The organism is Citricoccus sp. (assembly GCF_032154715.1).
Lineage (GTDB): Bacteria > Actinomycetota > Actinomycetes > Actinomycetales > Micrococcaceae > Citricoccus.
Window position 1 is genome coordinate 22,580 of sequence record NZ_JALDXU010000016.1, and the last position, 23,980, is coordinate 46,559.

Consider the following 23,980-nt stretch of genomic DNA (forward strand, 5'->3'; position numbering starts at 1 on the left):
GGAAGGACCAGCATGGACGCAAAGTTCACCACCAAGAGCCAAGAGGTGCTGTCCGGGGCGGCGATGAACGCCTCCACCCTCGGCAATCCGCAGATCGAACCGGCACACCTGCTCAAGGCGCTGATGGACCAGCGCGGCTCCGTGGCCGTCGCGGTCCTCAAGGCCGCCGGCGTGGACCCGGACGTCGTCTCCATCGCCGCCTCCACCGCGATCAAGGAGCTGCCGGCCAGCTCGGGATCCTCCGTGGCGCAGGCCCAGCTGTCCCGCCAGGCGTTGCTGGCGGTCCAGGCGGCACAACAGCAGGCCGAGGCCCTGGGAGATGACTACGTCTCCACCGAGCACCTCCTGCTCGGTCTCGCCGCCGACGCCGGCAAGGCCGGCACCGCCCTGCGTGACGCCGGTGCCAGCGTCGAGGCGCTCTCCGCCGCCGTCAAGGAGGTCCGCGGGGACAGCCGCGTGACCACACCGGACCCGGAGAACACCTTCCAGGCCCTGGAGAAGTACGGCACCGACCTCACGGAGATCGCCCGTGCCGGCAAGCTCGATCCGGTCATCGGCCGCGATTCCGAGATCCGCCGCCTGGTGCAGGTGCTCTCCCGCCGCACCAAGAACAACCCGGTGCTCATCGGCGAGCCCGGCGTCGGCAAGACCGCCGTGGTGGAGGGCCTGGCCCAGCGCATGGTGGCCGGAGACGTCCCCGAATCCCTGCGCGGCAAGACCCTGATCTCCCTGGACCTGGGATCCATGATCGCCGGGGCCAAGTACCGCGGCGAGTTCGAGGAGCGGCTGAAGTCTGTGCTGGAGGAGATCAAACAGTCAGATGGCCAGATCGTCACCTTCATCGACGAGATCCACACGGTCGTCGGCGCCGGGGCCTCCGAGGGGGCCATGGATGCCGGCAACATGCTCAAGCCCATGCTGGCCCGTGGCGAGCTGCGCCTGATCGGCGCGACCACCCTGGATGAGTACCGGGAGAACATCGAGAAGGACCCGGCCCTGGAGCGCCGGTTCCAGCAGGTCTATGTGGGGGAGCCGACCGTGGATGACACGATCGCCATCCTGCGCGGGCTCAAGGAGCGCTACGAGGCCCACCACAAGGTGGCCATCGCCGACTCCGCACTCGTGGCCGCCGCCAACCTCTCGGACCGGTATATCTCCGGCCGTCAGCTGCCGGACAAGGCCATTGATCTGGTGGACGAGTCCGCCTCCCGGCTGCGCATGGAGATCGACTCCGCCCCGGAGGAGATCGACCAGCTGCGCCGCTCGGTGGACCGCCTGACCATGGAGGAACTGGCGCTCGCGAACGAATCGGACCCGGCCTCCGTGGAGCGGCTGGCCGCCCTGCGCGAGGAGATGGCGAACCAGAAAGAGGAGCTCGCGGCACTCAACGCCCAGTGGGAGTCCGAGAAGTCGAACCTCAACCAGGCCGGTGACCTGCGCGTGACGCTGGACGAACTGCGTTCCGCGGCGGACAAGGCTCAGCGGGACGGTGACCTGGCCGAGGCCTCCCGGATCCTCTACGGGGAGATCCCCTCCCTGGAGAAGCGGCTCCAGGCTGCCGTGGAGGCCGAGTCCGGCTCCGGCGGAGACTCAGGGGGCCGCCAGCACGCGGGGCCGTCGATGGTGTCCGAGGAGGTCACCGCGGACGACATCGCGGAGGTCATCTCCGCCTGGACGGGCATTCCGGCCGGGCGCATGCTGCAGTCCGAGCAGGACAAGCTGCTGTCCATGGAGGATCACCTCGGTGAGCGCCTGATCGGCCAGCGGGCAGCAGTGTCGTCGGTGTCCGACGCCGTCCGGCGTTCCCGCGCCGGGATCGCGGACCCGGACCGCCCCACGGGCTCGTTCCTCTTCCTCGGCCCCACCGGCGTGGGCAAGACCGAGCTGGCGAAGTCGCTCGCGGCGTTCCTGTTCGACGACGACCACGCGATGGTGCGCATCGACATGTCCGAGTACTCGGAGAAGCACACGGTCTCCCGCCTCGTCGGTGCCCCTCCGGGGTACGTGGGCCACGAGGAGGGCGGCCAGCTGACCGAGCTCGTGCGGCGCCGCCCCTACTCGGTGATCCTGCTGGACGAGGTGGAGAAGGCCCACCCCGAGGTCTTCGACATCCTGCTCCAGGTACTCGACGACGGCCGCCTCACCGACGGTCAGGGCCGCACCGTGGACTTCCGCAACGTCATCCTCATCATGACGTCCAACCTGGGCTCGCAATTCCTGGTGGACCAGGGACTGGATGACGCGGCGAAGAGGGACGCGGTGATGAGGGTGGTCAACTCCTCCTTCAAGCCGGAGTTCCTCAACCGGCTGGACGACATCATCATGTTCGATCCGCTGTCCATCGAGGACCTCACGAGGATCGTGGACCTGCAGGTGGACGCACTCGCCGGCCGGCTGGCCTCACGCCGGCTGACTCTGGAGGTCACCGACGCCGCGCGGGAGTGGCTGGCCCTGACCGGATTCGATCCGGCCTACGGTGCCCGGCCGCTGCGCCGCCTGGTGCAACGCGAGATCGGTGATCAACTCGCCCGGGCCCTGCTCTCCGGCACTATCGCCGAGGGGGACACGGTCCTGGTGGATCGCGCCGCAGGCGAGGAGTCTGGCTCCGGCGAGCAGGACCGCCTCTCCGTCACCCGCAAGGCTGACTGACGTCAGCTAGCCATCCACGTGGTCTGTCCAGTCCTCCAGGACGGGTTCCGCCACGAGGGAGGCGTTCAGGGTGCCGTCATGGGCCACGGCGAGGCAGTCCACGCGGCGGTCGCCCTCGTCCCACGTGCCCTGGGTGGGATGGGAGATCTCGACGATGACCTGGGCATCCGGAGCGCTGTCCAGTTCGATCGTGGCACAGAACCGCTCGGCGGCCGCCCGCATGTCCTCGGGGAAGGCGCGACCGGTGGGCCAGAGTTTGCGGCCGACCAGCTCGGCCTCATGGTCGCGGTCGCACTCCACCACGGTGGAAGGCTCGCCCACTGACTCGAAGTCCGTCAGGCAGTCGCCGGGCAGGACCTGGGCGGGGGGCACGTCACGGGCCACGATCCCGTCCAGCCCGGGCTCGGCGTTGCGGGACACGCTGGGCCCGGGCTGGACGGTCTCACCGGAGGGGCCGGTCTGCGCAGAGTTCAACAGCGGCCAGAGGGCGAACACGGCCAGCGCCGCCACCACCAGGGCGCCGAGGGCGATCCACCAGCCCCGCAGCCGCCGGGGCCGGGGCTCCGGCGCGCTCTCGGGCTGGCGGGGCGGCAGGTAGGGGACGTAGCGATCCCCAGCGCCGGCAGCCTCAGCTGTCTCAGGGGCCTCCGTCGACTCCGCGGTGTCGGCCGCGTTGGTGGGTTCGGGGGCGTCAGGGCTTGACTCGTCGCCTGACCCGTCCGGGCGTGTGTCCATGGTCATGGTCCTTTCGGTGCCGTCACGCTGGCAGGCGGCTCCAAGGGGTGCTGAAACATGTTAACCTAGTGTCCACGAACCATCATGATCAGTGCATACTCCGGACCAGCCCTGCCTAGGGGCTGACGGCACGGGGACGGACAACAAAGGGGGTCACGCTCATGGGGCGCGGCCGTCAAAAGGCAAAAGCAACCAAGCAGGCCCGGGACATGAAGTATTTCTCCCCGGCCACAGATTTGTCGGCACTGGAGCGTGAGCTGGCCGGCAACAGCGGTTCCAGCCATGACGATGACCAGTACATCGACTACGCGGACAAGTACGCGGACTATGTGAAGGATGCCGAGGAGGACGACGATCCCCGCACGCAGGGTTGATCGTCGCCATGTCGACTGAACCACCGTTCGCCGAGCCTCCTCGGGACACGTCGGCGACGGCGGACACGGCAGGTACTGCCGCGTCGGTGGAGAAGCCAGATGGATTTCCGGGCACCACCCTGCGCCCGGGCCATCCGGCGGCCAACGGACATCGGGCCGCCCTGCGCTCGATCGCCCGCGTCGTGGAGGACGCGGCCCCGCCACAGGATCCTGCCATCGCGCGAGCGGGCATCATGGACCTATTGCGGGAACACCGCCCGCTGGTGATCACCGGCGCCGGCATCTCCACGGACTCCGGCATCCCCGACTACCGCGGGCCGCAGGGATCCCTGCGGCGGCACCGGCCGATGACCTACCAGGAATTCCGGCACGACGACGGCGCCCGGCACCGCTATTGGGCGCGGTCCTTCGTGGGCTGGCGGCAGATGGACGCCGCCTTCCCGAACCGGGCCCACCACATCCTGGCGGGCTGGCAGCGCGCGGGGATCCTGGCCGGCGTCGTGACCCAGAACGTGGACGGACTGCACGCCGCGGCGGGCACCCCGGGCCTGGTGGCCCTGCACGGGGACCTGGACCGGGTGCGCTGCCTGCACTGCGGGGCCCTGGAGGATCGCCGGTCCTTCGACGCCCGGCTGGTGGAGGCGAATCCCGGCTACCTCGAGGCCGTCCGGGTGGACCCGCAGATGGTCAACCCGGACGGGGATGTGACGCTGGGGCAGGAGTGGGTGGACCGGTTCCACCTGGTCGGCTGCCTGGTGTGCGGTTCCGTGGAGCTGAAGCCGGACGTCGTCTATTTCGGCGAGAGCGTTCCGGCCGAGCGGAAGGCCGCCGCCCGGCAGGCGTTCGAGCGGGCCGGTTCTGTCCTGGCGATCGGCACGTCACTGGCCGTCATGAGCGGCTACAAGTTCGTGCTGGACGCCGAGAAGCAGGGCAAGCCGGTAGCGGTCCTCAACGGCGGCCCCACGCGCGCTGACACCAGGGCCGCCTTCCGCTGGCGCACGCGGCTGGCGCCGGCGTTGGAGTGGCTGGATGCCCGGCTCTGAGCGTTCTCGCGCCGGGTAGTGCGTCAGGCGGTGGCGTAGTCCCCGGTCAGCAGCACCGCTCCGCCGTCCACGCCCTTGGCGCCTTGCATGAAGTCGGCTCCGGCATTCCGGGCCTCGTCGGTCACACGGCCCACGGTGCCGGCGACCCAGGAGGTCAGGCCACGGGCGTTGAGCCGGGTCAGCGCCTCATCGGCGGCTGCCGGATCCACCACGGCGACCATGCCGACACCGAGGTTCAGGGTGCGCTCCAGGTCCTCCAGCGGGACGCGGCCGAGCTGGCCGACGAGGGAGAACACGGCCGGCAGTGACCAGGTTCCGCGGTCCACGGTGGCCATCAGGCCCTGCGGGAGCACGCGGGCCAGGTTGGCCGCGAGCCCGCCGCCGGTGACGTGGGAGAAGCCGTGCAGCGCCGCTTCACCGGAGGCGGTCGCCACCGCGGGCGTGGTGCCCGCGATCGGATCCCCGTTGAGGTGGCGCATCACGTCGAGGCAGTCGGCGGTGTAGATGCGGGTGGGCTCGAGCAGTTCCTCCCCGAGCGTGCGGCCCAGGTCGGTGACCTCACGGTCGAGGGACCAGCCGGCGTCGTTGATGACGCGGCGGACCAGGGAGTAGCCATTGGAGTGGATGCCGGAGGAGGCCATGGCGATGACCACGTCCCCCTCCCGGACGCGCTCGGGCCCGAGCAGGGCCGAGGCCTCGACCACGCCGGTGGCGGCACCGGCCACGTCATACTCGTCCACACCCAGCAGGCCGGGGTGCTCGGCGGTCTCCCCGCCCACCAGGGCGGTGCCGGCGGCCGCACAGCCGGCGGCGATGCCGCGGACGATGTCCGCGATGCGCTCCGGCACGACCTTGCCGCAGGCGATGTAGTCGGTCATGAACAGCGGTTCGGCGCCGACCACCACGATGTCGTCCACGACCATGCCGACCAGGTCGAAGCCGATCGTGTCGTGCTTGTCCAGTGCCTGCGCGATCGCGACCTTGGTGCCGACGCCGTCCGTGGAGGTGGCCAGCAGCGGCTGGGAGTACTTCAGCAGCGCGGAGACGTCATACAGTCCGGCGAAGCCGCCGAAGCCGCCGACCACGGAGTCGTGGTGGGTGGCCTTGACGGCGTCCTTCATCAACTCGACGGCCAGGTCCCCGGCTTCCACGTCCACGCCGGCGGAGGCGTAGGTGGTCCCGGGGGCGGTCGCGGCGGTGCCGGGCACGGCGCCGGCCGGATCGTGGGGGTGCTCGGAAGCGGTCACAGCGGGGTCCTGTCGGTTGCGGTCAGCAGGTCTTCGTAGGGCGCGTCGGGTCCCGGGTCGCAGCCGACGGCGCCGGGACGCTCGTCCGGGTCCACGGTGGACGCCGGGTCCGCGACGGGATCGGACACGGCGCTGGACGCGGCCCCGGACGCCGTGGCGGTGACCGGCTGCTCCAGCAGGTGCTTGCCGCGCTCGTCCTCGCTGGGCAGCGGGATCGGGTAGTCGCCGGTGAAACAGGCGGTGCACAGCGAGCGGCGGGGCTGCTCGGTGGCCTCGATCATGCCATCAGCGGAGATGTACTCCAGAGAGTCGGCCCCGATCGAGGCGGCGATCTCGGCGACCCCGGCGCCGTTGGCAATCAGCTCGGCGCGCGAGGCGAAGTCGATCCCGTAGAAGCAGGGCCACTTGATGGGCGGCGAGGAGATCCGCACGTGCACCTCGGCGGCACCGGCTTCCTTGAGCATCCGGACCACCGCGCGCTGGGTGTTGCCGCGGACGATCGAATCGTCCACCACCACCACGCGCTTGCCAGACACCACGGCGGGCTGGACGTTGAGCTTGAGCCGGATGCCGAGCTGGCGCAGGGTCTGTGAGGGCTGGATGAAGGTGCGCCCCACATAGGAGTTCTTGACGAAGCCCTGGCCGAACGGGATGCCGGACTCCTCGGCATAGCCCACCGCGGCGGGCGTGCCGGACTCGGGGACCGGAATGACGACGTCGGCTTCCACCGGGTTCTCCCGGGCCAGCGCGCGCCCCATGGCCCCGCGCGACTCGTACACGGAGCGGCCGCTGATGGTGGCATCCGGCCGGGCGAGGTAGACATACTCGAAGACGCAGTGCGCCGGCTTGGACTCGGCGAAGCGGGTGGAGCGGATGCCCTCCTCGTCGATGGCGATGAGCTCACCGGGAGCGACCTCGCGGATGAAGGAGGCCCCCACCGTGGCCAGGGCGGACTGCTCGGAGGCCACCACCCAGCCGCGCTCGAGCCGGCCGAGCACCAACGGGCGCACGCCCTGCGGGTCCCGTGCGGCGTAGAGGGTGTGCTCGTTCATGAACACGAAGGAGAACGCGCCGCGGATCAGGGGGAGCAGCTCGGTGGCCGTCTGCTCGAGGGTGGAACCCTCCTCGCCCTGCAGCAGGGCCGTGACGAGGGCGGTGTCCGTGGTGTTGCCCTGGGCCATCTCTCCCCGGGTCTGCTTGCCGTAGCGGCCCTGCACCATCCGGTAGAGCTCGGCCGAGTTCACCAGGTTGCCGTTGTGGCCCAGGGCCACGGTGCCGTCCGCGGTGGCGCCGAGGGTCGGTTGGGCGTTCTCCCAGTTGTTGCCGCCGGTGGTCGAGTACCGGCAGTGCCCGACGGCGATGTGCCCGGTCAGGGTGTTCAAGGTCGCCTCGTCGAAGACCTGAGAGACGAGGCCCAGGTCCTTGTACACGGAGATCCGCTTGCCGTCCGAGGTGGCGATGCCCGCCGACTCCTGCCCGCGGTGCTGCAGGGCGTACAGGCCGTAGTAGGCGAGCTTGGAGACCTCCTCACCGGGGGCCCAGACGCCGAACACCCCGCATTCGTCCTGGGGACCCTTCTCATGAGGGTCGAGGTCGTGTGTCAGCAGGCCGTCACCGCGCATCTTGGTCACGCTCCCCATTCTCCCACTTGTCCGTCCACTGCTGCAGATCGTGGTCCTGGACGGCGTAGTCGGCGTCCTCGTAGCGGTCCACGGACTGGGCGGTCGCGGTGTAGGTGTGCCTCTTCGACCGGCGGTCCAGCACCAGCCAGACGAGCGCTCCGACCCCCACCCCGAGGACGCCGAAGATCACCAGGAAGTACCCGAACGTGGAGCCGAAGGTGAACTCGGGGTTGGCCTCACCGAGGGCGGTCACCAGCAGTGCGACGATGACGCCGAGCAGAGCGCCCCCGATCAGGAACATCTGCACCTTCGGGGCCCGGCGGACCACTAGCGTGCGGCGGTCCAGGGCATCCGGCTCGGGGGAGGCCGGTGAGCCCGTGGCGCGCCGTTCTGCCTCCGGCTGCACCGGCGCCTGCCGGGCCACCTCTGGCCGGTTCGGCCCTGGTGTGGTGGGTTCGTCTGCCGGGGTACTCGCGGGGGTGTCCGCGGAACCGTCGGGGGGAAAAGTCATGCCTTCCATGGTACGGGGCGGGAAGGCGTCTTCCTGCCCCGAGTCGGCTACGCTCGCGACTGCGAAAGTGCCGTTGCAGGTAAGGGTTGCGGACGGTGTCGACGCCGGTGTCGGTCTCTGTGAACGACGTCTCCGCCGGCTCGGGCAGCCGCAGGGTGGGGCGGGACGAGAGGACGGCGACCAGCCCGGACCCCAGTGCCACGAGCAGCAGGAGGGCCGTTGCTATGACGCTGACGAGGGCCGCTCCGGCGGACTGGAACGGGATGAAGGTGGCGGCCGCCACGAACACCAGGGCGGTGGCGATGACGGAAGACCGTGCCGCTCTGGAAGCGTAGCGCCCGGAAGCCGCGGAGAACAGCACCCCGATCAGGCTGACGAGCGCGCGGAAGTCCAGCACGGCCCCGGCCACGGCGGCGATGGCCAGGGCCACGGCGAAGACTAGCGGCAGCCAAGCGCCTTGGCCGATCTCGACGGCGTCCAGCAGCGGCAGGACGAGCGCTAGGCAGGCCAGGGCCAGCGGGGTGGCCAGATGGCGCGGAAACCGCCGGCCGGTGCGCTCCATCGGGGTCGCGACGGCGGCGGACTTGCCGGCCACCACGGCGGTGGCGGCCAGTAGCACTCCGGCCATGGAGAGGGTCCGGAGGACGGCGTTGTAGCCCTCGATGCCGATCGCGCGGTCGACCACGCCGAGGGGTATGAAAGTCCGGACGGCCGACAGGATCAGGGCGGTGGCCAGGGCCACGGATGCAAGGGTCTGAGCCGCCCGGCCGCCGGAGTTCGCCCGCCGGTCCCGGAGGGCCAGGGCCAGGCCGAGGACTCCCAAGAGCCCGACGATGGCGGCGAGGGCATAGCTCAGAACCCAGAGCCCGCCGTTCAGCGCCGCGGGTGAGGCGCTATTGGCGATTACTGCCCAGGTCGCGAGCGAGACCAGGATGGCGCCCATGGTGTGCAGGGCGACGGCGGCAGGCAGGGCCAGGTGTGTCGCGGTCTTCACGATGGTTCCCCTCAGGATGAGGACGGCATCCCGCATCTAATCTTGTTGGATGGACGACTTGGAGTTCTCGATGGATGATGAGTTGTTCGGCGTGAGTCAGAGGCGGCAACCCACCGGGATGATGAGCTACGACTTCGAGCGGATCAACGGTCCGGGCCACGGCAATTACGGTTTCACCGTGGGCCTCTCAGTCGATTGGTCGGATTCCAGGGCACAAATGACTCCGGAGCAGCTGATGGAGGAGGCGCGTGGCTTCATCGAAGGGTTCTATGAACCTGGTGGCATCGGGGAGGCAGACTTTCCTGAACACATTCCAGCTCGCACGCGCAGGACGGGCGATCAAGAGACGGTCCGCCCTACGGGCCGGTACCGGTGGCCCCTGACCATGTGCATGGAGGAATCCCTGTGGAGATTCCGGCGGTGAACGCCTCATCAGCCACGGCCAGACTCTTCGGGCGGGCGTTTTCTGACAAGATGGAATACCGCGTAGGCCAGAAGAAGGCAACTCAGAATGAGGACGACCCAGGAGGCCCACGCAAGTCCTCGGTCCGATGAAAGTAATAAGAGAACCTGACTCGCAATAGTCAACAACATAGCGATGGCAATGAGTCCGGAAACGGATCGTGTTGGTCGATTCATCAATTCGAATCTCATATCCGAAGTCTAGGTCTCCGCTCATCCTCGCCGGTGCGCTCGGTCTATGCAGTGACGTCGTGAACCCCGAAGGCATCCGATCATTGACTGCAGAGGGATGGCCTTTCGGAGAGCGCCGTCGCACTAGGCTCGGCCCATGGAACACGTGCTGAGGCAGATGGCGCTCTTCGATCCCCGGGCGGTCACGGCGTTGGACGTCATTGCCGCGTTCGATGAGCTGGCCGCCAGTGAAGGTTGGAACGAGGCGGACGTGGCTTTGGCTTTGGCTTTGGCGGTAGACCTGCCCGTACGCGTCGCCGTGCCCAAGACCGGGCTTGTGCTGCGTGCTACGCCTGGCGGTGACGTCGGCTATGCGAGCGACACCTTGCACGAGCGGTGGGTCAGCGAAGCCGTGATCGAAGGTGAGGGGCCGGGGCTCTGGTTGGAATTGATCGGAACGTTGGACGTGGTCCAATCGACCGCGATGTTCTCTGCGGCGCGTTTGCTCCGCGCCCGGCGCCTGGACGGGGCAGATCACAGGGCGGCAGGCACGATCGATCATCTGGCCGCGCTGGTGGATGAGGACCACGGGCCGGCTGTGCCCGAAATCCTGTCTCGGTTGGGCTTGCAATCGAGCTCCCGGTGCCTCGCAGTGGCCCAACCGGGTGGCATCGTCAGCGTCCTCACGCTGCGTCCCGGCGACGAGGGACGAGGAATGCATCCGGACGAGGAGAGCAGGCTCTTCGGCGACGGCAGAACCGGGCTGGGTGAGGTGGTGGACGCGTTCAATCTACGCACGTCCTGGCATCAGGCTCGGATAGCGTTGGCGTTTGCCGCCGAGGGCACCGATGTGGATCCTGGCCCGTCACTGGTCAGATTTGAGGAGCTGGGTGCAGTCTCACTCTTGTCCGATACCGACGGGGCCGACCATCCCGATGTGCGGGCACTTGAGGCGGTGTGTGCCGAGTACCCGTGGGCAGCAGCCACACTCGATGCCCTGGTCAGGCACTCAAGCCTCCGCCTTGCAGCGTCGGCCCTCTACACGCACCACTCCACCGTGCAATCAAGGCTGAAAACCGTGGAGACTCGCCTTAACTGGGATCTGCAATCGGCGGGTGGTCGGCTCCGACTGCATCTCGCGTTGCAACTCAGACGACTGGCACGGCACCCGGTCGAGCAGGGGAGTGCTCGCAGCGCTCCGCTCCCGTTCCTGAGCTTGGTCTAATCACCCCGACGAGTGGCTCATCAAACCCTCCGTATGGCGCGGTCGCGCCCCTTGAGGCCTTCTCGCCGCGTTGATGGACTGGCGTGTGGCGCGTCACAGGCAAATGGCGGCGTCGTCAACCCGACAGGAAGGCTCGACCATGACCTCTGCCCCCGGAGTGCCAGCAATCACGGACATAGCATTCGTCTCAGGTGCCAACGATCTGAATCAGTGGATTGATACGCGCGAAATTCCTCGTGCTGAAGTGCCATCAGAGCGCATCAGCGCAGATGCCCTGAATGCGGCCGTTTCACACCTTCAGGGCACCAGTGTCATCTCTGCGCAGCTCAATAGCGAGGGATTCATTGACTCTCCCGAAGGTCGGGCGGACCGACTTCCAGACGTCATTGACGTTCGGGTCCAGATCCGCGGAGACCGGCGCACCACGAACCTGACCCTGTGGGCACCGTTGCGATGGAACGGTCGGCTCCTGGCAGTCGGCGGGGGCGGCAACCGCACCTCACCCCTATGGGTCAAAGAGCCGGCCATGACCGCACCCACTCTGGCTGACGGTGTGCGCAACGGCTTCGTGACCGCTTCCACGGACGGTGGGAACCAGGACTCGCGATTCTTCGCCTGGGGTCTGGATGAAGCCACCGGTGATATCGACTGGGAGCTCACAAACAACTGGGCCTACGGCGCAACTCATCAGCTAGCCGTGATCTCCAAACTGCTGACCGAAGCCATCTACGGGGCTGCACCGGTGTATTCGTACATGATGGGAGCCTCCGGCGGAGGTCGACAAACCTTGGCCACGGCGCAGAAGCACCCGGAGGACTTCGACGGCTACTGGGCCGAATGCCCGGCCATCAACTGGTCGAAGATGTCCATCGCCCAACTCTGGCCGGCCATCGTCATGAAAGACTTGAAGAACCCCGTGCCCTCCGCGCGCTTCGCCGCCATGCGTGAAGCAGCCATTGCCGCACTGGACACAGAAGACGGGGTCGAAGACGGCCTGCTCTGGCGCTCCGACTTCCCTGTCTGGGACCCCAGCCCCGCGATTGGCACAGAAACCGAGGCGGGGCCGGTCACCGAACTCGATGTGGAAGTCATGCGGCTGATCTGGGACGGGCCCAGAACCAGTGACGGACAACAGCTTTGGTATGGGCTACCGGTCGGTGCCGAGAGCTGGAACGAGTACATGCCAGTAGGAATGCTGAACTGCCATGAAGTCGACAGTGTTCTCGAACCGGACCCGTTCTTCCTCACCAAGGACTGGGCGTCGTCCTGGATCATGCGAGACCCCAGCTTCGATTGGCGCACGGTGACCATGGAGAACTTCGGGGAGATGTTCCATCGCAGCGTGCAGATGTTCGCCGACTACGACTTCAGTGATTCGGACCTGACCGGCGTGCGAGACGCAGGTGGAAAAGTACTGATCTCCCACGGCATGGGTGATGAAGTCATCCCACCGCAAGGCACCGTCGAATACCACGAGCGAGTGGTGGAGACCATGGGCGGGCGAACGGCCACGGCCGAGTTCTTCCGCGTCTTCCTTCTCCCCGGCCATGGACACTCATCGCTCAAGGGATACGGGCCTGGCCTCTCCCTGGCAGACGGAATGACCGCACTCATGCACTGGGTCGAAAGCGACACCGCACCCGGTGCCATCCTGGCCACGCACGTCCGCGACAGCGACGACCTGGTAGATCTACGCCGCCCGGTCCTGCCGTATCCAGCAGTAGCCAACTACACCAGTGGCGACCCTTCAGTCCCATCCAGCTGGAATTCCGAAGGAACACGGCCCTGAGGTCACCGGGAACTGATCGCAGAGGCAACCCCCGCCGGACAATATCATCGCTGACCTGCACGAACGGGAGCACGCCTTGAACGTGCCCCGTAAGACCCGTCCGGTGACCTGTCCGGCGGCGGTCTCCGGTCAGCGGGCGGCGCGCTGTGAAACATGATCGGACAGGTCTGTCAACCGCAGGGTGCAACGTCGGCTGCGCCGATGACCGATCACCCCGGGTGCATGGTGTTCAGCGGCCGAACCGCAGACGGCTAGGGCTGCAGCGGCATCCATTCGGACAGGTTGGCGCGGGAGCCGGAGGCGAGCACCGTCCCGGTCCCGACGGCGGCCTCCCAGTCCGTGAGCCCCGTGGCCAGTTCCAGCCACGTCGCCGGGTCCATCTCGATGACGTTCGGGGGAGTGCCGCGCGTGTGGCGCGGACCCTCGACGCACTGGCAGACCCCGAACGGGGGGACCCGGACCTCCACGGAGTTCCCCGGGGCCCGGGTGGCGAGCTCCTCCAAGGTGTAGCGGACGGCGGTGGCCCGGGTGCTGCGGGGCAGGGCGGCGGCGTCCCGCGCCCCGTCCACCCCGGCCGAGCGGGCGCGGAACCAGGACTCGAGGGCTGCGCGGCCGTCGTCGTCAGAGATGCGGCGCTTGACGGACATGACTGCTGACGCGCCCTTCAGTCCAGCAGATCCAGGACGGGGCGGGCCAGCTGGACCCGGCCGACGGGCTGGCCGCGGCCGAGGATCTTCGGGGCCACGGTGTCCAGGACGCCCGGCAGGGCCTCCAGGTCGATCTGCCCGGGGGCGAACTGGGCCAGCAGGACCAGGGCAACGAGATTGCCGGCGCGCGTGCCGCCGTCGAGCGCCTTGACGGCCACCGCCGTGCCGTCCTGCGCGGCCATGACCATGACGCCGTCCGCGCCGAGCTTGGCCAGCACCCCGAGCTCGCGGATCACCACGGTGTTCGTGTTGGTCTCGCCGTGCACGGCCCAGGGGTGCTCCAGCATGGCCGTGGCCACGGAGGCGGCATGCACCTCGGAGTCGCGGCGGTGCGGGGCCGCGGCGACCCGGCCGATGCCTCGGGCCAGGCCGGTCAGGGACAGCACCGGGGCCGGGGCGCCGCAGCCGTCCACGCCCCAGTGGGCCACCGGTTCCCCGCAGTACTCCTCGAGGACGGCGGCCACCTCACGCTGGATGGGGTGGTCGAGGTCCAGATAAGTGCCCACATCGTGCCCGCCGTGCTTGGCGGCGGAGAGGAAACCGGCGTGCTTGCCGGAGCAGTTGTAGGCCAGCGGGGTCTGGCGGGGGCCACCGGGACCGGCGTCCCCGGCCATCTCGATGATGCCGGCGGGATCCGCGGGCCAGGCCGGTGGGCACTGCAGGAAGGACTCGTCCATGCCGGCGTAGGACAGGACCGTGGCAGCCGTCTGGCGGTGACGGGCCGTCCCGCGGTGTGACCCGCACGCCAGCGCAATCTGTTCCTCGACCAGCCGGGCCCCATGCCGCAGGGACGAGATGGCCTGCAGTGGCTTGAGCGTGGAACGCGGGTAGACCAGCGATTCCGGGCTGCCGAGGGAGGCCAGCACCGCGCCGTCCGGCGCCGTCACCACGGCCGAACCGATGGTGCGGGACTCGATGAACCCGTTGCGGACCACGTGCACCAGTTCCACGGCCTCGTTGACCGTGAAGGTGGCCGAGGGGCTCCGGACGGGCTGGCGGGGCTCGTGCTGGTGGGGATGCTGCTGCGGTGCGGGCATGGACACTAGCTTGTCACTACTTCAGGCGGAGAGCACCCCGAGCACCGGTTCCGCGAGTTCGGCGCGGCCGACCGGCTGGCCCCGGCCGAGGACCGCCGGTGTCACCACGCCGAGGACGTTCCGCAGCGCCGGCAGGTCCACCTGGTCCGGGGCAAAGCGGGCCAGGAGGTTCAAGGCCACGAGGTTGTTGGCCCGGGAGGCCCCGTCCAGGGTCTTGACCGCCACGGCGGTGCCGTCCGGAGCCGCCACCACCAGGACGCCGTCCGCCCCGGACTTGGCCAACAGGCCGAGCTCACGCATGATCCGGGTGTTCGAGCTGTTCCGGCCCTGGACGGCCCAGGGGTGGCGGAGCATGGAGACGGCCACCTGGATGGCATGGTCGTCGATCGGCAGCCCTTGGCCGGCCCGTTCGGGCGCGGAAGCGACCCATCCGAATCCGCGCGCCAGCCCGGCCAGGGCCAACCGGGGTGCGGGGCCGCCGCAACCGTCCACGCCGACGTGCACCGGTTCCGTCCCGCAGTACTCCTCGATCACCCGGAACACCTCCTGCTGCAGTGGATGGTCCGGTTCCAGGTAGCTCTCGGTCTCCAGACCGGCGGCCACACAGGCGGACAGCCAGGCGGCGTGCTTGCCGGAGCAGTTGAAGGCCAGCCGGTTCGGGCGGGGGCCGTCCGGTCGCCGGGTGCGGGCAGCCATCTTCAGCAGCTCGTGGCGGTCCTTGGGCCAGGCGCGTGGGCACTGCAGCGCCGACTTGTCCAGGCCTGCCGCGGCCAGGATCTCCCGGACCAGGGCACGGTGGCGGGAAGAGCCGCGGTGCGAGCCCGAGGCGATGGCGATGTGGCGGCTCTCCAGCGCTGCGCCGAGGCGCAAGGAGGCGATGGCCTGCAGCGGCTTGAGGGCTGAGCGGCCGAACACCACGGCGTCGGCCGGACCCACCGCGGCCAGCACGCCGCCGTCCGGGCCGGTGACCACGGCAGCGCCACTGTGACGGGACTCCACCTGACCGTTGCGGGTCAGGTGGACCAGCTCCGCGGCGTCCTGCTGGGCGAAGACGCCGGGCGTGGTGCCGGACGCGCCGGGCCTGGTGGTCATGCTGTTCGTGAGGGCCATGCGCTCATCGTGCTCGAGCAGCATGAGCCGGAGATGAGGGACGCATGAGCCAACGCTGAGAACCCTGGCGGAAGGCTGGCGGACCAGGGTCAACCAGGTCCGGCCCGGGAAACCACAGGGCCCCGCCTCAGCGCCCGCGGCGGGTGGCCCAGACGGTCACGGCGAGGGCCCCGGCCAGGGACGCCACGAGGGAGACCACGGCGGCCCCCACGTCCCCGCGTTCGAAGCCGAGCAGCCGGGTCCCGAACCACATGATCACGGCGCAGGTCAGCCAGACGATCACGAAGGTGTAGACGGTGCGCAGGTGCTTCCCCGAGCCCCCGGACCCGGCGAGGCGGGGTGCGCGGCCGTACGGGTGGCCGTACTGCTGCTGCCCGTTGTCGTGCCCGTCCGGGCCCTGCTCCCCGGGGCGGCCACCGTGCTCCGGGAGGTGCCGGCCGTCGTCGGGCCCGGGGTGTTGAGACGTCATGAGGCCATCGTACGGACCGGTAAGGCCGGGCCGGGCGCACACACGCGCGACCGGATGGCCCGGACGGTCTAGGCTTGGGCACCGTGAAGATCCTCGTCCTCGGCTCCGGCGGCCGCGAACACGCCCTCATCCGCGCCCTGCAGCTGGACCCTGAAGTCCAGGAGGTCCATGCGGCCCCCGGCAACGCGGGCATCGCCCTCGATGTCGCGGTGCACGCCGTGGATGCCACCGACGTCACCGGCGTCACCGTGCTGGCCGGCGAGCTCAACGCGGACCTGGTGATCGTGGGTCCCGAGGCCCCGCTGGCGGCCGGAGTCTCCGACGCGCTGCGGCAGGCCGGGTTCACCGTCTTCGGTCCCTCCAAGGCAGCCGCCGAGCTCGAGGCCTCCAAGTCTTTCGCAAAGGACGTGATGGCCCAGGCCGGCGTCCCCACCGCGGCGGCCCATACCTGCTCCACGGCCGCGGAGGCTGAGGCTGCCCTGGACGCGTTCGGCGCCCCCTACGTGGTCAAGGACGACGGGCTGGCCGCCGGCAAGGGGGTGGTGGTCACCTCGGACCGCGCCGAGGCCCTGGACCACGCCCGGTCCTGCTTCGACGTCAACGGCACCGTGGTCATCGAGGAGTTCCTGGACGGCCCCGAGGTCTCCCTCTTCGTCATCTCCGACGGCACCAACGCCGTCCCTCTGGTCCCGGCGCAGGACTTCAAGCGCATCGGCGACGGCGACGCCGGCCCGAACACCGGTGGCATGGGCGCCTACACCCCGCTCGACTGGCTGCCGGAGGGCTTCGTGGACGAGGTCATGGAGGCCGTGGCCCGCCCCGTCATCGCCACCATGGCCGACCGCGGCACTCCCTTCGCGGGTGTGCTGTACTGCGGCCTCGCCCTCACGAGCCGCGGCCTCCGCGTGATCGAGTTCAATGTGCGCTTCGGCGATCCGGAGACCCAGGCCGTCCTGGCCCGGCTGCAAACCCCGTTCGGCCGGTTCCTGATGGACGCCGCCACGGGATGCCTGGCCGGGGTGCGGGAGCTGGAGTGGTCGGACGACTACGCCGTGGACGTGGTGGTGGCCGCCGCCGGCTACCCGGAATCACCGCTCAAGGGCGGGGCGCTGACCGGCGTCGCCGAGGCGGACGCACTGGAGAACGTCTCGGTCCTGCACGCGGGCACCTCCACGGCGCACGACGGCGGACTGGTCGCCTCCGGCGGCCGGGTGCTGGCCGTCGTCGGGCTCGGGGAAGACCTGGCCGCAGCGCGGGCCAGCGCGTACGCGGGGGTGGACGTGATCTCCCTGGAGGGATCACAGCACCGCACCGACATCGGGCTCAAGGCCGAGCGCGGCGAGATCTCACTCCCGGACGGAAGGGCACGCTGATGACCGGATTCTCTCAAGGCTTCGACGCCCCGGCAGTGGAGTTGCCGGGCTGGCGGCACGCCTATTCGGGCAAGGTCCGGGACCTCTATGAACCGGTCGATGCGGCACCCGGGGAGTCCGAGACGCTGCTGGTGGTCGCCTCGGACCGGATCAGCGCCTACGACTTCGTGCTGGAGACCGAGATCCCGGACAAGGGCGCGGTGCTGACCCAGCTGTCCCTGTGGTGGTTCGCGCAATTGCAGGTGCCGCACCACGTGGTGTCCCTGGACGTGCCGGAGGCCGTGGCGGGGCGCGCCATGGTGTGCCAGCGGCTGGACATGTACGAAGTCGAGTGCATCGCCCGCGGCTATCTGACCGGGTCCGGGCTGGCCGAGTACCGGGAATCCGGCACGGTCACCGGGATCGAGCTGCCGGAGGGGCTGGTGGACGGCTCTAAGCTGGACCCGGCGATCTTCACCCCCTCCGCCAAGGCCGATGTGGGCGAGCATGACGAGAACATCACGTTCGAGCAGATGGCCCGGCTGATCGGGGACACCCCCGCCCAGCGGCTGCGCGAGCTGACCCTGGATGTGTACCGGCGGGCCGAGGCGATCGCCCGGGACCGCGGGATCATCCTGGCGGACACCAAGGTGGAGTTCGGCCTGGATGCCACCGGGCGGATCGTGCTGGGTGACGAGGTCCTGACGCCGGATTCCTCCCGGTTCTGGGATGCCGCCCAGTATGAACCGGGCCGCGCCCAGCCCTCCTTTGACAAGCAGTTCGTCCGCGATTGGCTGACCGGCCCGGACTCCGGCTGGGACCGGGCTGCGGGTGAGGCACCGCCGGCCCTGCCGGCCGACGTCGTCGCCAAGACCCGCGCCCGCTACATCGAGGCCTACGAGACACTGACGGGCCAGACCTTCAGCTCCTGACCACGCGGCGTGGCCACACTGTGCGGGCCATAGTGGTGGGTCAGTGTTTTGCGGGCAATAGTTATGGGTCAGTGCGTGATGGTCGTCTGCTGGTAGAGCGTCATCCGGAGACGACCCTCGACCAGCCGGTAGTGGCTGGACATCAGGGCGGTGAAGGGCTCCGGATCACCGGGCCGGGAGGCTGTGGCCGTGTACACCAGAGCCGCTGAGTCCGTCCCCGTGGGAACCAGCCGGGCCCCGTCCAGACGATACTCGGACCACGGTGGAGCCTGGTCCAGGGTTGACGCCACGGCGTCCCGGTCCAGGACCATGCCGTTGACGAGCACCATGACGGCGGCGCTGGTCATCAGCTCGCCGTAGAACGTGCCGCCCCGGGCCGAGCACAGGGCGTCCCAGCCCCCGTGTTCGAGGGCCAGCAGGTCGCTGAAGGTCAACGTGGCCATGCCTTCAGGCTAGTGGCCCCGCTCTCAGCCGACCAGCGAGTCCTTCCAGGCCGCATGGAGTTCGGCGAAGCGGCCGCCGGCCGCGATCAGCTCGGCGGGGGACCCGTCCTCGACGACCCGCCCGTCATGCACCACGAGCACACGGTCGGCGATCTCCACGGTGGACAACCGGTGGGCGATGATCAGCGCGGTGCGGTCACCCAGCAGCCGGGTCAGCCCCTGCTGCACGAGCCGCTCGCTGGGCAGATCCAGGGAGGAGGTGGCCTCGTCCAGGATGAGCACGGCCGGATCGGCGAGGAAGGCCCGGGCGAAGGACACGAGCTGGCGCTGGCCGGCGGAGAGGCGCCCTCCGCGCTTGGTCACGTCGGTCTCGTAGCCCTCGGGCAGGGACAGGATGAATTCGTGGGCGCCCACGGCCTTCGCCGCCGCCTGGATCTCGGCATCCGAGGCATCAGGCCGGCCCAGGGCGATGTTCTCGGCCACGGAGCCGGAGAACAGGAACGCCTCCTGCGTCACCATGACCACATTGCGCCGCAGATCGGCCGCGGAGAGCTGGTCCAGGTCCACTCCGTCCAGCGTCAAAGAACCGGAGGAGAGGTCGTAGAACCGGGCGATCAGCTTCACCAGCGTGGACTTGCCGGCCCCGGTCTGGCCCACCACGGCCACCGTCTGGCCCGCGGGGATCGTCAGATCGAAGCGTGGCAGGATCACCTGACCGTCCCCGTAGCCGAACTCGGCATCCGCGAACTCGATCCGCCCGGCGGCTTCCGGCAGGGGCACCGGATGTTCGGCTTCCCGCACGGTGGGCGCCTCCTCCAGCAGTCCGGATACCTTCTCCAGCGCCGCGGTGGCGGATTGGAAGGAGGAGTAGAACATGGCCACCTGCTCCATGGGCTGGAACACGCGCTTGCCGGCCAGCAGCAGCGCCACGAGCACGCCCACGGCCAGGGTGCCGTCCAGTACGCGGAACCCGCCGAAGAGCAGCATGGCCACCACGGTCAGGTTCCCGGTGATCACCAGGGTCGGCTGCAGGATGCCGAAGAGGTTCAGGGACTTCACCATGTCATCGCGGTACTTGCCGGCCAACGTCTCGTACGTCCGGTCATTGGCGCTTTCCTTCCGGAAGGCCTGCACGGCGCGGATGCCCGTCATGGTCTCCACGAAGTGCACAATCATCCGGGCGGAGGACACCCGTGACTCCCGGTACACCGCCTCGGAACGCACCTGGTACCAGCGCACCGCGATCGCCACCGGGATGAACGCCACCATCAGGATCAGCGCCGAACGCCAGTCGAGGACGACGATCGAGATACCCGTGAACAGCATGAACATCAGCCCGGACACGAGCGAGGACACGCCCTGGTCCAGCAGCTCGCGCAGCGAGTCCAGGTCCGAGGTCTGCCGCGAGATCACCCGACCGGACGTGTACTTCTCGTGGAACTCGAGACTGAGCCGCTGTGTGTGCCGGAACACCCACACACGCAAGTCCAGCAGCATCGCCTGGCTCACCCGGGCCGTCAGCCACGTGTAGGTGCCCAGCAGCAGTCCCGCGGTCAGCGCGGCTCCCACATAGGTGCCCCCGACGGCGGCCACCACCGGTGCCGCGGAGCCCCCGGCCTCCAGCGTGGAGACGACCTGCGGCAGCCCCCAGTCGATGCCCCACGCGATGATCAGTGGGAACGACGCGCGGGCGGCATTCGAGATCACCACGAGCAGCGCCGTCAGGATGAGCCTCCACTTGACCGGCCGGGCCAGGTCCTTGAGCAGGACCCAGGAGCGGGCTCTGACGTATTTCCGCTCCTGCACGCTGAGGTCCAGGCGTTCCTCGCCCTGGGTGCCCAACAGGGTCGGGTCGGGTCGCTGGGCCGCTCCGGGGGTGGAGACGTCGACCGCCTGACGGCCGCGGCGCTGAGCCCGGTCCGCGCGGCTCATGGTCGGTCCCCTTCGGTGCCGGTGCTGGCGCCCGCGCCGGTGTCGTAGCCCTTGCCATGACCAGGCTCGCCATCGCCACCGGACGGTTCAGGTGTGGGCACCACCGGCGTCATCCCGGTGATCACCCCGGAATCCATGACGGACTCAATGGACTTGTCCTCCTCGAAGCTGGAGATGATGAAGCGGTATCCCGCCGACCGGCCCAGCAGCTCGGCGTGCGTGCCGACGTCCTGGATCGCCCCCTCGTGGAGCACCGCCACGCGATCGGCGAGGGCCACGGTGGAAGGCCGGTGCGCCACGATCAGGGTGGTGGTCCCGGCCAGGACGGAGCGCAGCCGCTGCGTGACCACCTCCTCGGTGCGGACGTCCAGCGCGGACAGCGGGTCGTCCAGGACGAGGATCTCCGGTTGCGCGGCGATGGCGCGCGCCAGGGCGAGGCGCTGGCGCTGGCCGCCGGACAGGCTCAGCCCCTCCTCACCGATCTGGGTGTCCACGCCCTCGGGCATGGAGTAGGCGAACTGGGCCTGCGCAGTGTCCAGGGCCAGTGTCAGCAGCTCCTCCGCGGCCTGCGGATCGGCAGCATCCGGGCCGGCGATCTCCGGCGGGGCTCCCAGCAACACGTTGTTGCGGATCGAGTCGGAGAACAGGGTCGCGTCCTCGAAGGCGATGGACACCGTGCGCCGCAGCTCCAGCAGTGAGTGATCCCTGACGTCCACCCCGTCCACCAGCACGCGCCCGGACGTGGCGTCGTAGAGCCGGGGGACCATCTGGACGAGGGTCGACTTGCCGGATCCCGTCAGCCCGACCAAGGCCATCGTCTCGCCGGACTGCAGATGCAGGGTGACGTCCCGCAGGATCGGCGTCGACTCCGCGGTGGCATCCGGGTAGCGGAAGCCGACACCCTCGAAGGCGAGGCTCGAACCCCTGGAGCCGACGTCGGATCCGGAGGCGGAGCCGGAATCGGGTCCGGTACCAGTGGCCGGATCCGCGATGTCGACGGCGGTGTCCATGACCTCGAAGTGGCGGTCGATCGCGGTCTTCGCCGACAGGGACATGCCCATGAGCTGACCGACGGATTCGACCGGGCCGGCGAGCACCGCCGTCGTGGCGAAGAAGCCGGCGAGGGCGCCCACGGAGAGTTCCCCGGTCGCGACGAGGTAGACGCCGGTGGCCAGTGAGATGCCGATGACGGTCTCCGGCAGGGCGACGATCAGGGCGATGAACTGGGAGAGCACCGTGGCCTTGCGGACTTCCGTGCCGCGCAGGGTGTCCGCCTGGCCGCGGAATCCCTCCAAGGCCTCCCCACCGCGCCCGAAGGCCTTGAGCACGCGGATGCCGTGGACGGACTCCTCCACGGTGGTGGCGAGGTCACCGGCCTGATCCTGGGACAGGCGGGACGCGCTCCGGAAGTCGTTGCGGAAGTAGAAGGAGCGCCACATGATCGGCACGGCACCGGCCAGGTAGATCAGCCCGAGGATCCAGGAGGAGTTGAGCAACAGGACGATGCCGACCACGATCGTGACGATCGAGACCACGAACATCACCGTGCCGAAGGCGATCCAGCGGCGCAGCAGGGACAGGTCTCCGACCGAGCGGGAGAGCAGCTGCCCGGAGGGCCAGGAGTCGTGGAAGGAGACCGGCAGCCGCTGCAGCCGGGTGAACAGGGCGATGCGGGCTCGGTTCTCCACTCCGGCGGCGGGCGGCAGGATGAAGAAGCGGCGGCCGAAGATCAGCAGTCCCTCGGCGATGCCCAGTCCGGCCATGAGCCAGACGGCACCCCACACGTCCGCCGTGGACCCGCCGGGACGCAGCACGGAGTTCACCAGTTGCTGGATGACCTGCGGGATGGACAGGGCGACCAGCCCGGCCAGCATGGCCGAGACGAGCCCGGCGGCCCAACGCCAACGGATACCCTCCAGGTAGGGGGAGAGGCGGGGGATCGCCTCGAGCATGGACCGCTCCCGGCCGCCTGGGCCACGGTCATCCGGGCGGCCACCCTGGCCGAGTCCCTCTGGCTGTCCCCGCCGGTGCGGCGTGCCACGCGGTGAGTCGGTGCGGGCAGGCGTGGACAAGGCAACCCCTCCAGAGAAGAACACGTGGCCGGCATCAAGGGATGCGGCGATCCACCATCCTACGGTCGCGGGGGGAGTTCTGAAAGAGTCCTGCAATAAATCGCCCGGCATCCAGGTCTCACGAATTGACCCCGCGGCACCCCGGAGAGCACCAATATGTGCGACTCAGATGCGGGGGGCGGGGGAGACCACGTCCAGCACGACGGCCTCGGGGCGGCAGGCGAAGCGGACGGGCGCCTTGGGTGAGGTGCCGATGCCGGCGGACACCTCGAGCGGGACGGTCCGCCCGCCGGAGGACCACTCGGTCAGACCGGAGGCCTGCCAGGTCGGCAGGTCGCAATTGGTGACGAGCGCGCCGTACCAGGGCACGCAGATCTGGCCCCCGTGGGTGTGGCCGGCCAGGATCACATCAGCGCCGCCGTCGGTCATGGCATCCAGGACCCGGCGGTAGGGCGCGTGGGTGACCCCGATCCGCAGGGAGCGGCCCGCGCCCGCGCCGGGGAAGCCGGGCCACTCGTCCCGGTCCAGGTGTGGGTCGTCGGTGCCGGCGAAGTCCAGGCGGATCCCGTGGAGCACCCGGGAGAAGTGCTGATTGGACAGGTTGAGCCAGCCCCGGGCCTCGAAGGTGCTGAACAGGTCCTCCCACGGCAGCTCGGTCCGGTTCGGATCCTGCCGGGACGGCCCGGCCAGGTAGCGCAGCGGGTTGGCCGGCTTCGGCGCGTAGTAGTCGTTGGATCCCGGGACGAAGACCCCGGGTACGTCCAGCAGGGGATCCAGGGCCCGGAGCAGCGGCGCCACGGACGCGGCCGCACCGATGTTGTCACCGGTGTTGACCACCAGGTCCGGCTTCAGGCCAGCCAGGCCGGCCAGCCAGTCGAGCTTGTCCTGCTGGGACGGGAGGAGGTGGATGTCCGAGAGGTGCAGGATCCGGAACGGGCGTGCGCCCGGCGGCAGGATGCGCAGCCGTTCGGTGCGCACCGCGAAATTGCGTGCCTCCACGAGGGCACCCCAGGCCACCATGCCGGCGCCGGTGGTGGCCACGGCCTGGACCCGCAAGTTGCAGTGCGGCGCCGTAGACGCCGACGCCCTGCAGGACTTCGTCGA

At 69.3% G+C, this 23,980-nt stretch carries 21 protein-coding genes; 8 read left to right on the plus strand and 13 right to left on the minus strand.

Going from position 1 to position 23,980, the window contains the following annotated elements:
- Positions 1-12: 12 nt before the first annotated feature.
- Complete coding sequence (gene clpB / locus RUH65_RS04670; RefSeq protein ID WP_313816060.1) at positions 13-2,649, plus strand: ATP-dependent chaperone ClpB; 2,637 nt, start codon at positions 13-15, stop codon at positions 2,647-2,649.
- Positions 2,650-2,655: 6 nt separating this feature from the next.
- On the opposite strand, the gene RUH65_RS04675 is transcribed toward clpB, so the two are convergent.
- On the minus strand, positions 2,656-3,384 hold the full coding sequence (locus RUH65_RS04675; protein ID WP_313816061.1) for a hypothetical protein: 729 nt from the start codon (positions 3,382-3,384) through the stop codon (positions 2,656-2,658).
- Between the two features lie 161 nt (positions 3,385-3,545).
- On the opposite strand from RUH65_RS04675, the gene RUH65_RS04680 reads away from it, so the two are divergent.
- Positions 3,546-3,758 (plus strand): DUF3073 domain-containing protein, encoded by a 213-nt coding sequence (locus RUH65_RS04680; RefSeq protein ID WP_188805886.1) that lies wholly within the window; start codon positions 3,546-3,548, stop codon positions 3,756-3,758.
- A 119-nt stretch (positions 3,759-3,877) separates the two neighbouring features.
- Positions 3,878-4,801, plus strand: coding sequence for a Sir2 family NAD-dependent protein deacetylase (locus RUH65_RS04685; protein ID WP_313816087.1), 924 nt, complete (start codon positions 3,878-3,880; stop codon positions 4,799-4,801).
- 23 nt (positions 4,802-4,824) lie between these two features.
- On the opposite strand, the gene purM is transcribed toward RUH65_RS04685, so the two are convergent.
- The 4 genes from purM to RUH65_RS04705 all read right to left on the minus strand — a co-directional run bounded on the left by purM (position 4,825) and on the right by RUH65_RS04705 (position 9,175).
- Complete coding sequence (purM, locus tag RUH65_RS04690) at positions 4,825-5,922, minus strand: phosphoribosylformylglycinamidine cyclo-ligase (RefSeq protein ID WP_396179612.1); 1,098 nt, start codon at positions 5,920-5,922, stop codon at positions 4,825-4,827.
- Between the two features lie 122 nt (positions 5,923-6,044).
- Complete coding sequence (purF, locus tag RUH65_RS04695) at positions 6,045-7,670, minus strand: amidophosphoribosyltransferase (protein WP_313816089.1); 1,626 nt, start codon at positions 7,668-7,670, stop codon at positions 6,045-6,047.
- Complete coding sequence (locus tag RUH65_RS04700; protein WP_313816063.1) at positions 7,660-7,971, minus strand: hypothetical protein; 312 nt, start codon at positions 7,969-7,971, stop codon at positions 7,660-7,662. The genes purF and RUH65_RS04700 overlap by 11 nt, the downstream gene beginning before the upstream one ends.
- On the minus strand, positions 7,907-9,175 hold the full coding sequence (locus tag RUH65_RS04705; RefSeq protein ID WP_313816064.1) for a hypothetical protein: 1,269 nt from the start codon (positions 9,173-9,175) through the stop codon (positions 7,907-7,909). Before RUH65_RS04705 ends, RUH65_RS04700 begins: the two co-directional genes overlap by 65 nt.
- Before the next feature lie 49 nt (positions 9,176-9,224).
- On the opposite strand from RUH65_RS04705, the gene RUH65_RS04710 reads away from it, so the two are divergent.
- From RUH65_RS04710 to RUH65_RS04720, 3 genes are all read left to right on the plus strand, one after another.
- Positions 9,225-9,599: a hypothetical protein gene (locus tag RUH65_RS04710; RefSeq protein WP_313816065.1), complete on the plus strand. Its 375-nt coding sequence runs from the start codon at positions 9,225-9,227 to the stop codon at positions 9,597-9,599.
- Between the two features lie 366 nt (positions 9,600-9,965).
- Entirely contained in the window at positions 9,966-11,033 is a 1,068-nt protein-coding gene (locus tag RUH65_RS04715) for a helix-turn-helix domain-containing protein (protein ID WP_313816066.1), read from the plus strand.
- A 139-nt stretch (positions 11,034-11,172) separates the two neighbouring features.
- Positions 11,173-12,822: a tannase/feruloyl esterase family alpha/beta hydrolase gene (locus tag RUH65_RS04720; RefSeq protein WP_313816068.1), complete on the plus strand. Its 1,650-nt coding sequence runs from the start codon at positions 11,173-11,175 to the stop codon at positions 12,820-12,822.
- 251 nt (positions 12,823-13,073) lie between these two features.
- On the opposite strand, the gene RUH65_RS04725 is transcribed toward RUH65_RS04720, so the two are convergent.
- The 4 genes from RUH65_RS04725 to RUH65_RS04740 all read right to left on the minus strand — a co-directional run bounded on the left by RUH65_RS04725 (position 13,074) and on the right by RUH65_RS04740 (position 16,145).
- Positions 13,074-13,469, minus strand: a complete 396-nt coding sequence (locus RUH65_RS04725) for a sterol carrier family protein (RefSeq protein ID WP_313816070.1) — start codon at positions 13,467-13,469, stop codon at positions 13,074-13,076.
- A gap of 17 nt (positions 13,470-13,486) precedes the next feature.
- A complete protein-coding gene (locus RUH65_RS04730) occupies positions 13,487-14,566 on the minus strand; it encodes an asparaginase (RefSeq protein ID WP_313816071.1) in 1,080 nt (359 codons plus the stop codon).
- Positions 14,567-14,587: 21 nt separating this feature from the next.
- Positions 14,588-15,676, minus strand: coding sequence for an asparaginase (locus tag RUH65_RS04735; protein WP_313816072.1), 1,089 nt, complete (start codon positions 15,674-15,676; stop codon positions 14,588-14,590).
- A 127-nt stretch (positions 15,677-15,803) separates the two neighbouring features.
- A complete protein-coding gene (locus tag RUH65_RS04740; protein ID WP_313816073.1) occupies positions 15,804-16,145 on the minus strand; it encodes a hypothetical protein in 342 nt (113 codons plus the stop codon).
- Between the two features lie 83 nt (positions 16,146-16,228).
- Here RUH65_RS04740 and purD point away from each other — a divergent pair, with 83 nt between their 5' ends.
- Entirely contained in the window at positions 16,229-17,518 is a 1,290-nt protein-coding gene (gene purD, locus RUH65_RS04745; protein WP_313816075.1) for a phosphoribosylamine--glycine ligase, read from the plus strand.
- A complete protein-coding gene (locus RUH65_RS04750) occupies positions 17,518-18,429 on the plus strand; it encodes a phosphoribosylaminoimidazolesuccinocarboxamide synthase (RefSeq protein ID WP_313816077.1) in 912 nt (303 codons plus the stop codon). Before purD ends, RUH65_RS04750 begins: the two co-directional genes overlap by 1 nt.
- 68 nt (positions 18,430-18,497) lie before the next feature.
- On the opposite strand, the gene RUH65_RS04755 is transcribed toward RUH65_RS04750, so the two are convergent.
- From RUH65_RS04755 to RUH65_RS04770, 4 genes are all read right to left on the minus strand, one after another.
- Positions 18,498-18,872, minus strand: coding sequence for a nuclear transport factor 2 family protein (locus tag RUH65_RS04755; protein WP_313816078.1), 375 nt, complete (start codon positions 18,870-18,872; stop codon positions 18,498-18,500).
- A gap of 24 nt (positions 18,873-18,896) precedes the next feature.
- Positions 18,897-20,804 carry an ABC transporter ATP-binding protein gene (locus RUH65_RS04760; protein WP_313816080.1) on the minus strand — a complete coding sequence of 636 codons (1,908 nt, stop codon included), beginning with the start codon at positions 20,802-20,804 and terminating at the stop codon, positions 18,897-18,899.
- On the minus strand, positions 20,801-22,756 hold the full coding sequence (locus RUH65_RS04765) for an ABC transporter ATP-binding protein (RefSeq protein ID WP_313816082.1): 1,956 nt from the start codon (positions 22,754-22,756) through the stop codon (positions 20,801-20,803). Before RUH65_RS04765 ends, RUH65_RS04760 begins: the two co-directional genes overlap by 4 nt.
- 285 nt (positions 22,757-23,041) lie before the next feature.
- Positions 23,042-23,932 carry a metallophosphoesterase gene (locus RUH65_RS04770; protein ID WP_396179614.1) on the minus strand — a complete coding sequence of 297 codons (891 nt, stop codon included), beginning with the start codon at positions 23,930-23,932 and terminating at the stop codon, positions 23,042-23,044.
- Between the last annotated feature and the right edge of the window lie 48 nt (positions 23,933-23,980).